The organism is Thalassospira indica (assembly GCF_003403095.1).
Taxonomy (GTDB): Bacteria; Pseudomonadota; Alphaproteobacteria; order Rhodospirillales; family Thalassospiraceae; genus Thalassospira; species Thalassospira indica.
The window spans coordinates 4,000,382-4,016,605 of record NZ_CP031555.1 but is presented as its reverse complement, the minus strand read 5'-3'; the positions used below and the strand labels follow the sequence as shown (position 1 = coordinate 4,016,605).

Genomic DNA, 16,224 nt, shown 5'->3' with positions numbered 1-16,224 from the left:
TTGATAGTTACAAAAATTACAGTTACGAACGTAACTATATCAGGAATTGGTAGGAAAAAGGCAATGACGGATCACAACACGCCCACCGGAACCGCCGAAAAAGGCGTTGCCAACGATCTGCGTTACATGCCCGGTTTCGGCAATGATTTTGAAACTGAAAGTCTGCCCGGTGCGCTGCCCCAGGGGCAAAACAGCCCGCAAAAATGCGCCTATGGCCTGTATGCCGAACAGCTTTCCGGATCGCCCTTTACCGCCCCGCGTGGCACCAATGAACGCTCATGGCTTTATCGTATTCGGCCCAGTGTCAAACATAACGGCCGCTTTGCCGCCCTTGACCGGCCGCTTTGGAAAACCGCACCCTGTCTGAATGATCACAGCCTTGCGCTGGGTCAGTTGCGTTGGGATCCGGTGCCGATGCCAAAAGACGCGGTTGATTTCATTTCTGGCATGCGCACGGTGACGACCGCTGGCGATGCCATGACCCAGACCGGCATGGCAAGCCATGTCTATGTTTGTAACACCGATATGGTCGATGACTATTTCTTCAATGCCGATGGCGAACTGCTGATCGTGCCGGAAAGTGGCACGCTTCGGATTTTTACCGAACTTGGCATCATGGATGTCGCGCCGCTTGAAATCGCACTGATCCCGCGCGGCATCCTGTTTAAGGTCAGCATCTTGGACGCTGGCATTGATGGTGGTGCGCGTGGTTATGTCTGTGAAAACTATGGGGCCAAATTCACCCTGCCCGAACGTGGTCCGATCGGGGCCAACTGCCTTGCCAATCCGCGTGACTTCAAAACACCTGTCGCCGCCTACGAGGATAAGGAAACCCCGTGCCGGGTGTTGGTCAAATGGTGTGGGCAGTTCCATGTGACGGAAATCGGCCATTCGCCGCTGGATGTCGTCGCATGGCATGGCAATTACACACCGTTCAAATATGATCTTCGGACCTTCTCGCCAGTTGGCGCGATCCTGTTTGATCATCCCGATCCGTCGATCTTTACCGTGCTGACCGCGCCCACGGACGAGGCCGGCACCGCCAATGTGGATTTCGTGATCTTCCCGCCGCGCTGGATGGTGGCGGAAAATACCTTCCGCCCGCCCTGGTATCACCGCAACATCATGTCGGAATTCATGGGCCTGATTTGCGGACAATATGATGCCAAGGAAGAAGGGTTCGTTCCCGGCGGCATGAGCCTGCATAACATGATGCTGGCCCATGGGCCGGATGCATTCGGCTTTGACAAGGCATCCAATGCCGAACTGGGCCCGCAGAAATTGGATGGCACCATGGCCTTTATGTTCGAGACCCGCTATCCGCAGCAACTGACCAAATTCGCAGCCGAACTGGAAACGCTTCAGGACGATTATCTTGATTGCTGGTCGGGGCTGGAACGCAAGTTCGATGGCACCCCGGAAGGTCGCCCGTAACCGCGATCTGACCAAACAATCATTCAGGACTTAATCAAAAGAATGCCGGAGGCACAAAAACAATGAAACTCGCATCCCTTAAAAATGGCACCCGCGACGGCCAACTGGTTCTGGTCACCAGGGACCTGTCAGAATATGTCGATGCCAGCGCGATTGCGCCCACCCTTCAGGCCGCCCTTGATAACTGGGCCGATGTTGCGCCGCGCCTTCAGGATCTGGCAAATGATGTCGAAGCCGGGACCGGACCTGCCAAGCGCGTGACCCTTGATACCGCGAAATTGCATTCGCCGCTGCCGCGCGCCTATCAGTGGGCCGATGGCTCGGCCTATGTCAATCACGTCGAACTGGTCCGCAAGGCCCGCGGGGCCGAAATCCCGCAAAGCTTCTGGACCGATCCGCTGATGTATCAGGGCGGCTCGGACAGTTTCCTGGGGCCGCGTGATGATATCCTGATGGCCGATACCGCCTGGGGTATTGATCTTGAAGGCGAAATTGCCGTCATCACCGATGATGTTCCGATGGGCGCCACCCTTGATCAGGCGCGTGATGCCATTCGGTTGATCATGCTGGTCAATGATGTGTCGCTGCGTGGTTTGATCCCCGGCGAACTGGCCAAGGGATTTGGCTTCTTCCAGTCCAAACCATCGTCGGCCTTTTCCCCGGTGGCAGTGACCCCCGATGAACTGGGCGATGCCTGGGATGGTGGCAAACTTCACCTGCCGCTGTGTGTTGATCTTAATGGCAAGCCGTTCGGGCGTGCCAATGCCGGGATCGATATGACCTTTGACTTTGCCCAGCTTGTGGCGCATGCGGCACGCACCCGTCCACTATGTGCCGGGTCGATCATCGGGTCGGGCACGGTATCGAACAAGCTTGATGGTGGGCCGGGCAAACCGGTTGCCGCGGGTGGTGCTGGTTATTCCTGCATTGCTGAAATCCGCATGATCGAAACCATCGAAAGCGAGCAGGCCGAAACGCCCTTCCTGCAATTTGGTGATCAGGTCAAAATTGAAATGCTTGATGCCAAGGGCCAATCGATCTTTGGCGCAATTGACCAAACTGTCCGCCAATACAAGCCATAAGGCCCAATCATGAGAGAGGTCATGAGCGAGATCGTTCTTTATGACTATTGGCGGTCCTCGGCCAGTTATCGCGTGCGGATTGCGCTGGGCCTGTTGGGGCTTCCGTACCGGACGGTGCCTGTGGATTTGCTGGCGGGCAGCCACAAAATCACAGCGCATTTTGAACGCAATCCGCAGGGTCTTGTTCCGGCCCTTGAAATCGACGGGGTCATGATGACCCAGTCGGTGTCGATCATCGAATATCTTGATGAAACACGGCTGGGGCAGGGGCTTCTGCCCGCCGAACCACTCGCCCGCCAACGGGTACGTGCGCTTTCGCACGCCATCGCCATGGATATTCATCCCGTATGCAATCTCGGTGTGGTGCGCCATGTCATGGATATGGCGGTGGCCCATGGCGAAGACGGCGATGCGGCGCGCTCAGAATGGATGGCGAAATATATCGGATCGGGCCTTGCCGGGTTTGACGCCATGCTGGCCCAAAGCGGCACCCCCTCACAGGATGCATTCTGTCATGGCGACCGCCCGTCCATGGCCGATATTTGCCTGATCCCGCAGCTTTATAACGCGCGCCGCTGGAATGTGAGCTTTGCTCACCTTCCGCGGATTTGCGCGATAGAACAACGTTGTAACGCGATGGATGCCTTTGCTGATGCGCATCCGGATCAGTGTCCGCGTTAAGTCGGCTTATATCCCAATCGCCATCCCGTCACTGCGCGGATCATGCGCACCATCGACAAAGCCGTCATCATCGATGCGAATGATCCCCGCCTGACCGGCCAGCGCGCTTTGCGGTTCAATCGCGCGCAGGATGTGGCCGCGTGCGGCCAACCCGTCAAACACATCATCCCCGGCATCGACTTCAAGTTTCAGGCTGTCATTGGCATCTGAAAACGTCTTGCCCAGCAAAAAGCGCGGCTTGGCAAGGGCGTCCAGCGGGGACAGGCCAAAGTCCAGTAACCGGGTTAGCAGCATGGCAAGGGTTTGCGGCTGCCCATCGGCCCCTTGCGTTCCATAGAGCAAATGCGGTTTGTCGTCTTTCAGCGCCATGCCGGGGTTTAGCGTATAGAACGGAAGCTTTCTGGGGGCGAAGGTATTCGGGTGGGTGGGATCGGTGCTGAATGCCGCGCCACGGTTTTGCCAGACAATGCCGGTATCGCCCGCGACAACTCCGCTGCCCCAATCGAAATAGGTGCTTTGCAAGACACTTGCGCAATTGCCATTGGCGTCCTTGGCGGCCAGGAACACCGTATCGCCATGCCGGAAGGGATGGGGCCATTCAAGCGCCTTGGTGGGCGAGATGTCTTTGGCGTCTTCGGCCAACCCGGCTTGGTCCAAAAGGGCTGCAAAATCGGTATCGGTAAAAGCGGGATCGGCAATCTGATCGCGCTTTAAAAATGCGCGTTTGATCGCCTCAACCACCAGATGATAGTGATCAGCCGTTCCCTCGGCCCAGTCCTTTTTACCCAGTTCGCGCAACACGCCCATGGTCATCAGCGTCGCCAAGCCTTGCGTCGGGGCAGGCGGGGCAAACAGGGTCACATCGCCATAATCAAGTGATACGGCGTCCACCGTGCGGGTCCGGGTTTTCGCAAGGTCCGCCTTGGTGAGCGGTGATCCAACCGCCGACAGGCCCTTGATGATTTGATCAGAAAGGCCGCCTTCATAAAAATCACGCGCGCCAAATTCGGCAATGCGTTTCAGGCTTTGCGCCAGTTGCGGCTGACAGAAGGTTTCACCAGCATGCGGCATCCGCCCATTTGGGGTAAAAAGATCCATAAAGCCCGGCCAATTGGCGATTTCCTCTTTGCGGAAATCAAGCCAGAAGCATTGTGACGGACTGATCGCAAAACCGTTTTCTGCTAGGTCAATCGCAGGTGTGATCAGCTCCGACAGGCTTTTGGTCCCGCCCCAGTTTGTTACCGAATGATCAAGCGCATGTTGCCAGGAATCCACCGTACAGGCCGTGGTCAATGTCGATCCCGGACCGCGCAGCGGAATGGGACTGCCGGGCGTGATTGTATCGCCGCCTTTTTCGGCGGCCTGACCAATACCCAGGAAAGACTGCACCTTGCCCGTGTTGTCTGAAACCATCCAGGCCGCATCACCACCAATGCCGCAGAAATGCGGGTATATTACCGCCAGCACCGCCGCGGTGGCTACGACCGCCTCAATCGCGGTGCCGCCATCGCGCAAGACTTGCGCACCGGCTTCGCTGGCCGCCGTGCTGGGGCTTGTCACCATGGCACGATGTTCGGGGGCAGTTTGATGGTCGGTCATAGGCTTGGTTCTTTCAGCCAAAAGGATTGATTTCAAACAGGTTAGCGTTATGCGTGCATCGGTTGTGGCGAAATTGCATGCAATCCTTTATACAGGCGCAGGCAATAAAGTGATCGAAACAAGAAACTTGGCGGATCGGGATGAAAGCAGCGGACAAGGCAAAGCATCGCACGGACATGATCAGTTCGGCATTGCGTTCGGCAATCCTCGAACGTGTTCTGATGCCTGGCATGAAGCTGCCCGAAGATTCCCTTGGCGAACGGTTCGGCGTCAGCCGAACCCTTATTCGTCAGTCGCTTGAACGGCTTGCCGCCGAAGGGCTGGTCGAGCTTCGCCGCAACAAGGGGGCTGCGGTTGCCAAGCCCAGCCTTGAAGAAGCCCGCGATCTTTTTGAGCTGCGCACCCAGATCGAAGACCTTGTCATCAGCCGGGTGATCAAGAATATGAGCCCGGAAATTCTGGGCGAACTTGAGGCCCACCTTGCCAAGGAAGTCGAAGCCGAAAACGCGTCCGAGCCGATTTCGATCCGTCTTGCCACCGAATTCCACATCCTGCTGGCACGCCTTGCCGGAAGCCCGGTCTTGCTGCGCTATGTCGAGGAAATCGGATATCGCTGTGGCCTGACATTGTCGCTTTATGCTCGCCCGCATTCCACCGATTGCGGCATTCAGGAACACCGCCAGATCATCGAGGCGCTGGCCAAGGGCGACGAAGATGCGGCGCGCAAACTGATGCGCCATCATCTGACGGCGGTTGCCGACCGCGCCCTGTTCACGACCAAGGAAAGCGGGCCGCTTTTGTATCTTGATGCGCTGGAACCCTATGCCAAAAAGGTGCGTGACGGCACCAGCTAAGCCCGGGCGCCCCATCGCCATATCAACAGCCGCACGCGTGACTTCGCGCGTGGCGTGCGGATGGCAGATGGTTGGTTTGGGCTGCATCATTCGGGTTCCCGTCCGGATCAGGCCTTGATGCCCTTGCGGATCAGGATGCGTTCCGCACTTTCATTCCAGACATCCATTTTGATGATCTTGCCGTTTTCAATCACGAAACGGTCGACATAACGATTGCCTTCAAAAGGGGTGCCGTCCGGCCATTCGCCGTAAAGCCAGCCGGTGCTGTAAACAACAGTTTGGCCGTTGGTATGGGCGACATCAAACTGACCAAACTTCTTTTTCACCCATTTATAACGCGCGGCGTTAAAGGCCGTTGTGCCCGACGGATGATCGTATTTCTGGCCATCGGTAAAGGTGATGACAACATCATCTGACATGAATGTCGCCGCCAGTTCCGGGTCGGGCTTCATGGATGCATCAAGAAAATCACGTACCGTCTGCGCCTCTGGCGGCAGGGTATCGAGCACATTTTCCGCTGTTTGGTCACTCATTTCGAAGGCCTCTGTTTTCGGGAATTGATCTGACATCAGCATAAACGCTGTGCAGAAATTTTGCATGCACTAATTTTATGCAAAAATTGCATGCAATCTGCGTATACATGAGGCAATTCTATTTTCCGAAGCGGTGGGAAAACGCCTAAGCCCCTGATTTTGAATGATTGTGATTCTTGGCATGTCGCTTGCTGCAGTGCGATGACGATTTGGTGCGCATGCCCAATTTGCGACGCCGGACGACGCAGACACATAATCAGGGAGTCTCACATGCCTATTTCTTCGCCTTTGCCAGGAATAACACGCCGTGCCGCCCTTCTGGGCGCTGCTGCGGCAATGATGTTCGCCGCAGTTTTGCCTGCCCATGATGCCCGTGCAGACGACACCATTAAGCTTGGCCTTGTTGCCGCCCTTAGCGGCCAGTCGGCCAAATCGGGTGAAGCCATCACGCGCGGCATTACACTTGCGATGGACAAGATCAATGCCGAGGGTGGCGTTCTGGGCAAGCCGCTTGAACTTGTATCGCGTGATGATGAAAGCAACCCGGGCAAGGGGCTGGTTGCCGCCCGTGAACTGGCCCAGCGCGAAGGCGTTGCAGCGATCATTGGCGGTCTTGATACGCCGGTATCCTTTGCCATCGTGCCGTACGTTAACCAGCAGAAAATCCCGTTCATCGGCCCGTGGGCTGCCGGAACCGGGATCACCAAAAACGGTGCGGATGAAAACTATGTCTTCCGCGTTTCTGCCGTTGATGAATATGTCGACGAAGCCATCACCGAATATCTGATCGCCAATTACGGCGCCAAGAGACCGGGCATGATCCTGATCAACAACCCGTGGGGGGAGTCGAATGAAAAGGGCTTGCTCAAGGCGCTTGAAAAACGCGGCATGGACCATGCCGGGATCGAAAAGTTTGAATCCAATGACGTTGATGTTGTCCCGCAGCTGACCCGTCTTAAGGAAAATGGTGCGGATTCCCTGTTTGTTGTCGCCAACGTCGCCCCCACCGCACAGGTGATCAAGTCGCTTGATCGTATGGGCTGGGATGTTCCGATTTCATCGCATTGGGGTCCGGCCGGTGGCCGCTTCACCGAACTTGCGGGCAAGTCGGGCGAAAAGGTCCACTTCATCCAGACCTATCTGTTTACCGATACGGCCAATCCGATGTTCGTCAAACTTCAGGAAAAATTCCCGGAGATCGAAACCCTTGCCGACGTAACCCCGGCAACGGGCATTGCCAATGCCTATGACGCGACCCTTCTGATCGCAGCCGCCATTGAAAAGGCCGGTTCAACCGATGGTCCTGCCATCCGCGAAGCCATGTACGAGATCAGCGGCGTAGAAGGCATGATCAAAACCTATGACACGCCGTTCACCCCGGACGATCAGGATGCGCTTGGTCCGGAAGACTACACCTTCGCGCATTTCGTCGAAGGCCAGATCATTCCGATCAAATAAACACTTTATCTAACCCGGATGGCGCGTTCCCCAATGCGTGCCATCCGGGGATTTATCCATTTTAAATGATGCACTTACGTGCACGGCATAAGCAGGCAACTGGCAATGACACTTTTAATCGCAGCTCTGATAACCGGCATCGGTCTGGGCAGTATGTATGGCCTGATCGCGCTTGGCTTCCAGATCACTTATTCAGTGTCCTCGAAGGTCAATTTCGCCCAAGGATCGATGGTGATGCTGGGCGCCGTTCTGGGCTTTGTGTTTTGCGAGCGATATGGCTTTCCGGTCATTGTCGGCTATCCGCTGGCCATTCTGTGCTGCGGGCTTGCCGGGATTATGGTGGAATTTTTCCTGGTTCGTCCCTTTGCCGTGCGCAATTCCGAAGCCTGGCTGATGGCCACCGTCGCGGGTGGCATTTTGCTTGATAATGCCGTGCTGTTTACCTTCGGCAACGAACCCCGCACCCTGCCATCCGCCCTTGTCGGTGAAAGCTGGAACGTGTTTGGCACGGGTGTCTATCCGCAACAAATCCTGATCCCGGTTGCCGCGATCGGTGTGGCCTTGGCGCTCAATGCGCTGTTCCGTCGGACCCGTCATGGCCGTGCGCTTTTGGCGGTCGTGCAAAACCAGCAGGCCGCCAAGCTGATGGGGATCAACACCACTTTGATGGTAACCGGATCCTTCGCCATTTCATCGATGTTGGCGGGCTGTGCCGGGCTTCTGATTGCGCCGCTGTTTTCGGTGCATTCGGATATGGGCACGCTGTTTGGTCTTAAGGCATTTGCGGTGGCCATTCTGGGCGGCATGACGTCGGCCTATAGTGTGATGTTGGCAGGCTTTATTTATGGGTTGGTCGAGGCCGGTGTGACCACCTATCTCGGCTCGTCCTACACCTTCATCGTCGTCTTCGCGCTTGTCATCGCGGTTCTGACCATCAAACCAAGCGGCCTGTTTGGCCGTGCTGCGATCAAGAAGGTCTGATGATGAAACGCGATATGAAGCTTAAAAATCCCATGCCCAAACTCAATAAATCCGTCGCCCTTGATGTGACGATCCTGGCGGCCATCATCGCCGGCTTGATCGGTGTTGCCATTACAGGCGGCTATACCCAGTTCGTCATCGGCCTTGTCGCCATCACCACGGTTTTGTGTGTGGGGCTGAATGTTCTCTATGGCCTGACTGGCCTTGTATCGCTGGGGCAGGTCGGCTTCTTTGCCATCGGTGCCTATGCCAGTGCGACCTTGACGCTGGCGGGGCTAAATTTCTGGCTGGCACTGATTGCCGCCACCGTAATTGCCGGGTTGGCAGGCTGTGTTTTGGCGCTGTCGGCTGTGCGGATGGCGGGGCCGTTCCTTGCCATGGTGACGATTGCCTTTGCCTTTATTGTCGAACATGGCGCGATTGAATGGCGTGCATTGACCGGCGGGCAAAACGGCCTGATGGGTTTCCCGATGCCCGAGCTGTTTGGCTATATGTTTAGCGAACGCGATCTTGTGATGCTGTGTGTCGTTCTGGCCGGGGTTGCGCTTTTTGCCTTCCGTCGTCTGGCAACAAGTGGCTGGGGCATGGCAATGACCAGCATGCGCGATGCGGAAATTGCCGCAAGTTCGCTTGGCTATAACGCCTTTGCCGTCAAGGCGACTGGCTTTGCGATTGCGGCTGCCATGGCCGGGCTTGCCGGTGCTTTGTTTGCGCCGCTCATGATGTTTATCGCGCCATCAAACTTCCCGCTTAGTCAGTCGATCCTGTATCTGTTTGCCGTCATTCTTGGCGGGGCGGGCACGGTGCTGGGGCCGCTGGTCGGCGCATCGGTTTCGGTCTTGTTGCCGGAAATGCTGGCGGATTTTGCCGAATATCGCCTGCTGATTTTTGGCGGACTTTTGATTGTCGTGTTGCTGATTGCACCGCGCGGGATTGTTGGTGTTATCGAACGGTTCATCCCGCTGACCAAGCGCGGCGTCACCGCAACGCCGGCGGTCGAGATTGAGGCAGGATTGAAAGCCTATGCCAAATCAGATGGTCTGGTGGTTGAAAACCTGTCGATTGCCTTTGGCGGGGTGAAGGCGGTCAATGGCGTTTCCTTTACCGCCAAGCCGGGCGATGTCACATCGATCATCGGCCCGAACGGGGCGGGTAAAACGACACTTTTGAACATCATCAGCGGTTTTTACAAACCAACCGAAGGAACCGTTTGCATCGGCGATCAGGACATCGCTGGCAAGCCGACCGATTTTGCCGCGCGCAATGGCATTGCGCGTACCTATCAGGCGACGCGTTTGTTTGAAAACATGTCAGTGATCGACAATGTGATTGCCGGTATTCCGGTTGGCCGCTTTGGCAAGCCGTTCAGTGCGATTGCCTCAGACGCCAACCGCAACCATGCCGCCGGGCTTCTGGCCTTTTGTGGCTATGGCGGCGATATCGATGCCCGTGCCGGGGATCTGCCGCATGTCGATCGCAGGCTTGTTGAAATCGCAAGGTCCCTTGCGACCAAACCCGGTGTGTTGTTGCTGGATGAACCGGCTGCTGGCCTGATGCATGCCGATAAGGTGTCACTCGCCAAACTCCTGCGCCAGCTGGCCGATGCCGGGATTACCGTGGTTCTGGTCGAACATGACATGGAAATGGTCATGGGCATTTCCGATCAGATTCTGGCCGTTGATGCCGGCACACCGATCATCTTTGATACCCCGCAGGCCGTGCAAAAAGACCCGCAGGTCATTGCGGCCTATCTTGGCGATGGTGAAATGAAGGCCCGCCCGCGCCCGATCCCGTTTGAGGCCGGGGACTCCCCGGTGATTGAAACCCTGCGTCTCACGGCTGGTTACGGTGCAGCACCCGTTTTGCATTCCATCGATCTTAAGGTCCGTCAGGGTGAAATGGTCGCACTGCTGGGCGCAAACGGTGCAGGCAAGTCGACCTTCCTGACCGCACTGGCCGGTTTGCTGCGCCCCGTGGATGGCAAGATCGTTCTCAACAACGAATATATCCATGATCTTGCCCCGCATCAGATCGTCGAACAGGGCTTGGTCCTGGTGCCCGAAGGCCGTCAGGTCTTCCCGGAACTGACCGTGCGCGAAAACATCGAACTGGGGGCCTACAAGCAACCCAAACCTGTCAGTTCCGATGAGCTTGAAGCCATTCTGAACCGTTTCCCGCGTCTGCGTGATCGTATCAACAGCCCGGCTGGTCTTTTGTCCGGGGGCGAACAGCAAATGATGGCAATTGCCCGTGGTCTGGTCGCCAAGCCAAAGGCGCTGTTGCTTGATGAACCATCGCTTGGTCTGGCCCCGGCCATGGTCGAAGAGCTTTATGCCATTCTGGGCGAGTTGCGTGACGAGGGTGTCACCATTCTTCTGGTCGATCAGATGGCGACCATGGCGCTTTCGGTCGCTGATTATGCTTATGTCCTTGAACAGGGGCAGGTGGTTGCCAAAGGCAAGGCATCTGAGCTTAGAAAAGATGAACGCCTGATTGCCGCCTATCTGGGGGGCTCGGAACAAGGCGATAAGAAACCAAAACAGGAAACACACGAGAATGCTTGATTATCTGGTGAGGAACGCCTGCCTGAGTGGTGAGAATGCGCTTGTCGATCTTGCCGTGGCGGATGGAAAAATTGTCGAAATCGCCCAGTCGATTATGGGCGATGCGCCAAGTTTTGATGCGCCAAGCTTTGATGCAGCGGGCCAGTTGCTCAGTTGCGGTTTTGTTGAAAGCCACATCCACCTTGATAAGGCCTGCATTCTGGATCGTGCCAAAAACGAAACTGGCACGCTTCAGGGCGCGATCAGTGCCGTCGCCAACGCCAAAAGCGGCTTTACCGAGGATGACATTTACGCCCGTGGTGCCCGCGTGATTGAAAAGGCAATCACAGAGGGCACCAATGCGGTGCGCACCCATGTCGAAATTGATCCGGGCATCGGCTTGGCCGGTTTTAACGCCATCAAGCGGCTTAAGGCCGACTATACCTGGGCAATGGATATCGAGATTTGCGTTTTCCCCCAGGAAGGCCTGTTTAACTATCCCGGTACCGAGGAACTGTTGCGCAAAGCATTGGATAGTGGTGCCGATTTGCTGGGCGGTTGTCCCTATATGGATACCGATCCACATGGTCAGATCCTGCGTCTGTTTGAAATGGCGCGCGACTATGATGTCGATCTGGATTTCCATCTTGATTTTGATCTTGATGCCAGTTGGCGGCATTTGGATGAAGTGGCGAAACAATCCATCGCCTTTGGCTGGCAGGGGCGGGTAATGATCGGGCATGTGACCAAACTGTCGGTCTTGCCCAAACCCGAACTTGAACACACGATTGCGATTATGCGCGATGCCGGGATCGGCCTGACCGTGTTGCCCGCAACCGACCTTTTCCTGACCGGGCGCGATCATGATCATTCCGTACCCTGCGGCGTGGCCCCGGCACACAAGTTTGCCGCCCATGGTGTGTGCTGCACGATTGCGACCAACAATGTGCTGAACCCGTTTACGCCCTATGGGGACTGTTCACTTTCGCGCATGGCAAATCTTTACGCCAATGTCAGTCAGCTCGCGACCGAGGCCGAACTTGAAAACTGCTTTGCCATGGTGTCCGACGCCCCGGCCAAACTTCTCGGCCGATCCAGCAAGATCGCGGTAGGCGAAGCCGCAAGCTTCATCGTCCTGCCCGCCCAAAGCCGCGCACAAGTGGTCTCCGAAATCAGCCGCCCGATCTGGGGCATGAAGGATGGTCGGGTAACGTTTGAACATCCGGCGGCAAGGCTGTTTCGACCATAAGTCAGACTAATAAAAAAAGGGCAGCGGATAAGCTGCCCTTTTTTGTCTGAGGACTAGTTTTCAACCAGTTCGGGTTTGCGCTCAACCCGCGTTTCGGCGCCCGGATCCATGCAAACCGACATGCCGCCATTGGGCAGATGCGTAAGCGTGCAGGTCCAGTCAAGACGTTCACAAATACGCCGGACGAGTTGCAGGCCAATGCCTTCGCCCTGTGGCATCGTGCATTGACCATTGCAGGTCAGGATGGCGTTCTCGACGCAGATCTGTGTGCCGGAAAGCGTGATCTTGACCTCACCTTTTGGGGTGTGCTGGAACGCATTTCGGATCAGGTTGGACACCACAATCATCAGTGCCGCGCGCGAGGTCGCGATCTCGGTTTCGCGGCTGTCGGGTTCAAACGTACAGGTAACGTGTTTGCCTTCCATCAGATAGGAAAGATCACTGATTTCCTGTTCGATGAACGTGCTGATGTTGATCGTTTCGGTTTGACCAAGCGGTGCATTGTCACGGCCCAGCCACAACAGGGTTTCAAGCAATTGCTGCATATTGCGGTTGGCCCGTTTGATGCGGGCCATGACGCGTGCCTGCGTTGCGTTAAGCGGGCTTTTTTCCAGAAGTTCGACATTGCCCGAAACGATGGTAACAGGCGTGCGCAGCTCGTGGCTGGCCTGACGGAGGAATTCACGTTCACGGGCGACGAATTTGTCGATCTGGTCAACCGATCGATGCAGTTCGTGGGCGACGTCATTAAGCTCTTCAAACCCGAAATCCGGGATCGGTTCGCGCAGGTTATCTGCCGTCAGATTGTTGGCCCAGTTCTGAAGATTCTCGGATGGCTTGGTCAGACGTTTGCCAATCACCCAAAGGAACCAGGCAAAGATGCCGACGACCGCCATGGCGAACGGGATCGACAGCAGGGCCAGCTTGTGCAGGCGCACGAAATAGATGCTGTCTTCATCCCCGGCGTGATAGGTCTGCAGGATCAGGATGTCATCCCCATTGCGTAGCTGATAGGGGAAGACGAGAAAGACCGGGTTTTCAGGGTTTTCTTCGGCGGCGTATTTGTCGGTGTTGATATAGAAAAGCTCGCCAATCTCAAGATCGTCCGGTGTTGCGTGCGCGCGCAATTCTGCTGGCAGCTGATCAAACCCGGTGAAGGTTTCAATATTGAAACCCTTTGGCAAGGGGGCTTCGGGGTTTTCGGCCAGTTCATTGTCATATTGTTCGGCAATGACCTGAAGCTGGAAGGACGCCACCATCCACTTGCCATACAGCATGTAGAAATTGACGACCACCGTATAAAGCACGAGCGTAATCACCAGACCCAGCAGCACGTAATTGCGCACAAAGCGGGAAAAGGATCGGGTCTTGGGTGCGCAACATGTGCTCATAGCGGCTACTCGCGAAGGGCCACGCCCTGGCCCGGAATGGTGTGAATCAGATTTTGCTCAAACGGTTTGTCGATCCGATGACGCAGTTTGTAAAGATGAGTCTTCAGCGCATTGGTATCAGGTGGATCGCCTTGCCAGAGTGCCATCGACAAACGAGAACGGGTTACAACCTGCGGACTGTTTTGCGCCAGAACCTCCAAAATGGTCCAACCCGTTGGCGATACACTGATATTCTGACCGGCCCGCACCACGGAACGGTTTTCAAAATCAATAAGCAGGTCACCAAGCGAGAAACGCCTTACCTCGCCACTGCGCCGACGCGACAAAACCCGCGTGCGCAAAAGAAGCTCTTCCAGCTCAAACGGTTTGACCAGATAATCGTCCGCCCCGGCGTGGAAGCCTTCGATCTTGTCATCAAGTGTATCGCGCGCGGTCAGCATAAGAACCGGGGTGTCCACCCCTTCGTCGCGCAGCGCCTTGCAGATGCTGATGCCATCGCGGAATGGTAACATCAGATCAAGCAGGATGACGTCATATTCACCGGTCAGCGCCATCTGATAGGCGGTTTCACCATCATAGGCATGGTCGCATTCAACGCCTTCAATCGTCAGATAGTCACTGACGGTGGCGGCGATATCCATGTTGTCCTCAACCAAAAGGACCATGATGTGGGCGGTTGCTTTCATTCACGTCATCTCGTTTTCAAGACATGCAAGCATGCCGCAATTCAGCCGACGGGTCAGCAGGAAACACCCCGCTACCCGGTTTGGCACATAAGTTAGTCTGTCACTTGCTTCAGATCATCTTGGGTATCGATATCAAGTGCGGCATTTGCAAGTGATAGGGCGGTCACGTTATCGGCATGTCTGTTGATGATTTTGCGCGCGCCAATTGGCCCGGCAAGGCTTTGCAAATCATCAAAGACAGATTTTGGAAAAATGGCGGGCACGCCCAGCCCATCTTGGTGTCGGGTTGCGACAATCTGTTTGCCGTCAAAGGCCGTGATCAATCGGGTGTAATCATCGCCGGTCAGATTGACCTGATCACACAGGGCAATCAAAACACCATCATATCCGCCGTTGGTCGCGATTTTCGTCATGCCGCACGCAATCGAGCTTCCCATCCCCGTGGCCCAGTGTTCATTGGTGATAATCGTCAAGCCACTTTTAAGACACGGCGCGATTTCATCACCATAGGCACCAAGAACCACAAAGGTGTCCGACTTTGGCATCCCTGACAGGGCATCCAGCGCATGTTCGATCATGGGTTTGCCATTGATATCGGCAAGCTGCTTGCGCCCGCCAAAGCGCGCACTTTCCCCGGCCGCCAGAAGAAGCATGGCCAGTTTCGGTTTGGGGATGTCTGTGCGCGGTGTCATCATCAAGGTCACATTATTCGGCGGCTTGCGCCAGGGCCGGGGCCGCTGATTGCTTGAACAGGGCGGCATGGATGCCTGATAACATCGAAAGAGCAATGCTTTCAGGAAGTTGTCCGCCGATATCGAGACCCGCCGGACTTGAAATATCAAATGCCAGATCATTCCGCGAAATGCCAGCTTCGTTCAAAACATCGCGAAACCGATGGCGTGGACCAAGGGCGGACAGATGTTTGATCGGTGCATCGCAAAGCGCCGCAAGGGCCGCGGTATCGATACTGACACTATGAGACATCAGAATAACTGCATCGACTTTGTGATCGGTCACATAGGTCGCCAAATCACGATCAATCCTGCGCAGGATGGTGCCTGCGGTCGGGAAATGCTCCGCCCGGGCATTTGCCGGGCGTGGATCGACCAGCGTTGTTTGCCAGCCCATCTGATGGGCAATGCCAATCACCGGGCGGGCATCAAGGCCGCCGCCCACGACAAGAACATGGGGTTCAGGCTGGATCGGTGTCACCAGCCAATTGCCGTCTTCACGGTTTTCGATATGGGCCGGGCGTTGCCCATAAAGCAAACCAGCCTCGAAATAGCCTGCGACCGCATCGATTTTCTGGAAATAGAGGCCGCTTTGACGTTTTTGCAGGGCTTCATACAGATCGCCCAGCCCCAGATCGTTCCCGGAGCCTAGTGGCTGGAGCATGATATAGACCTTGCCGCCACATCCCACACCAAGTTTGAATGACAGATCATCTTCGTCAGTGCCGTCATAGGTCAACATGACAGGTTTGCCGGTCACCATGGCCCGGCGCGCATTGCGGATAATGTCGGCCTCAAGGCAGCCGCCGCTGAGTAGTCCGAACTGTTGCCCGTGACCGTTGATCAGCATCATGGCACCGGCCTTGCGATAAGCAGATCCCTCGGTGCGATAAACCGTTCCCAGCACCCATTCAGTGCTGTCGCGGTTTTCCTGCCAGGTGCCAAGCATTGCAGAAAGTTGATTGGTCATATTCCTCGCCCTTTCAGCAAAAGGGTAACTGC

Annotated in this window: 14 protein-coding genes; 8 read left to right on the top strand and 6 right to left on the bottom strand. The window is 56.0% G+C overall.

Going from position 1 to position 16,224, the window contains the following annotated elements; translation table 11 throughout:
* Window positions 1-63 precede the first annotated feature (63 nt).
* The 3 genes from hmgA (at window position 64) to maiA (ending at window position 3,197) form a co-directional block, all read left to right on the top strand.
* Window positions 64-1,434, top strand: a complete 1,371-nt coding sequence (gene hmgA, locus DY252_RS18810) for a homogentisate 1,2-dioxygenase (protein ID WP_064789051.1) — start codon at window positions 64-66, stop codon at window positions 1,432-1,434.
* A gap of 62 nt (window positions 1,435-1,496) precedes the next feature.
* Window positions 1,497-2,516 carry a fumarylacetoacetate hydrolase family protein gene (locus DY252_RS18805; RefSeq protein WP_064789050.1) on the top strand — a complete coding sequence of 340 codons (1,020 nt, stop codon included), beginning with the start codon at window positions 1,497-1,499 and terminating at the stop codon, window positions 2,514-2,516.
* A 21-nt stretch (window positions 2,517-2,537) separates the two neighbouring features.
* The gene (gene maiA, locus DY252_RS18800) at window positions 2,538-3,197 is read left to right on the top strand and encodes a maleylacetoacetate isomerase (RefSeq protein ID WP_231959722.1); all 660 of its coding nucleotides are present in this window, start codon (window positions 2,538-2,540) and stop codon (window positions 3,195-3,197) included.
* A 6-nt stretch (window positions 3,198-3,203) separates the two neighbouring features.
* Here maiA and DY252_RS18795 read toward each other — a convergent pair whose 3' ends face one another.
* The gene (locus DY252_RS18795; RefSeq protein WP_082923495.1) at window positions 3,204-4,796 is read right to left on the bottom strand and encodes a gamma-glutamyltransferase family protein; all 1,593 of its coding nucleotides are present in this window, start codon (window positions 4,794-4,796) and stop codon (window positions 3,204-3,206) included.
* A 140-nt stretch (window positions 4,797-4,936) separates the two neighbouring features.
* Between DY252_RS18795 and DY252_RS18790 the strand changes: the two genes are divergently transcribed.
* Window positions 4,937-5,650 (top strand): GntR family transcriptional regulator, encoded by a 714-nt coding sequence (locus tag DY252_RS18790; RefSeq protein ID WP_008889992.1) that lies wholly within the window; start codon window positions 4,937-4,939, stop codon window positions 5,648-5,650.
* A gap of 107 nt (window positions 5,651-5,757) precedes the next feature.
* Here DY252_RS18790 and DY252_RS18785 read toward each other — a convergent pair whose 3' ends face one another.
* Complete coding sequence (locus tag DY252_RS18785; protein WP_064789085.1) at window positions 5,758-6,183, bottom strand: nuclear transport factor 2 family protein; 426 nt, start codon at window positions 6,181-6,183, stop codon at window positions 5,758-5,760.
* A gap of 270 nt (window positions 6,184-6,453) precedes the next feature.
* Between DY252_RS18785 and DY252_RS18780 the strand changes: the two genes are divergently transcribed.
* The 4 genes from DY252_RS18780 (at window position 6,454) to DY252_RS18765 (ending at window position 12,414) form a co-directional block, all read left to right on the top strand.
* Window positions 6,454-7,641, top strand: coding sequence for an ABC transporter substrate-binding protein (locus tag DY252_RS18780; protein WP_174713886.1), 1,188 nt, complete (start codon window positions 6,454-6,456; stop codon window positions 7,639-7,641).
* Window positions 7,642-7,746: 105 nt separating this feature from the next.
* A complete protein-coding gene (locus DY252_RS18775) occupies window positions 7,747-8,622 on the top strand; it encodes a branched-chain amino acid ABC transporter permease (protein ID WP_064789048.1) in 876 nt (291 codons plus the stop codon).
* Entirely contained in the window at window positions 8,622-11,186 is a 2,565-nt protein-coding gene (locus tag DY252_RS18770) for a branched-chain amino acid ABC transporter ATP-binding protein/permease (RefSeq protein WP_082923494.1), read from the top strand. The genes DY252_RS18775 and DY252_RS18770 overlap by 1 nt, the downstream gene beginning before the upstream one ends.
* Window positions 11,179-12,414: an amidohydrolase family protein gene (locus DY252_RS18765; RefSeq protein WP_064789047.1), complete on the top strand. Its 1,236-nt coding sequence runs from the start codon at window positions 11,179-11,181 to the stop codon at window positions 12,412-12,414. The genes DY252_RS18770 and DY252_RS18765 overlap by 8 nt, the downstream gene beginning before the upstream one ends.
* Window positions 12,415-12,467: 53 nt before the next feature.
* On the opposite strand, the gene DY252_RS18760 is transcribed toward DY252_RS18765, so the two are convergent.
* The 4 genes from DY252_RS18760 to DY252_RS18745 form a co-directional block, all read right to left on the bottom strand.
* Entirely contained in the window at window positions 12,468-13,805 is a 1,338-nt protein-coding gene (locus DY252_RS18760; protein ID WP_064789046.1) for a sensor histidine kinase, read from the bottom strand.
* 5 nt (window positions 13,806-13,810) lie between these two features.
* The gene (locus tag DY252_RS18755) at window positions 13,811-14,491 is read right to left on the bottom strand and encodes a response regulator transcription factor (RefSeq protein ID WP_008889999.1); all 681 of its coding nucleotides are present in this window, start codon (window positions 14,489-14,491) and stop codon (window positions 13,811-13,813) included.
* 92 nt (window positions 14,492-14,583) lie between these two features.
* Window positions 14,584-15,186, bottom strand: coding sequence for a nucleotidyltransferase family protein (locus DY252_RS18750; RefSeq protein WP_064789082.1), 603 nt, complete (start codon window positions 15,184-15,186; stop codon window positions 14,584-14,586).
* A gap of 10 nt (window positions 15,187-15,196) precedes the next feature.
* Window positions 15,197-16,192, bottom strand: a complete 996-nt coding sequence (locus DY252_RS18745; protein ID WP_064789045.1) for an XdhC family protein — start codon at window positions 16,190-16,192, stop codon at window positions 15,197-15,199.
* Between the last annotated feature and the right edge of the window lie 32 nt (window positions 16,193-16,224).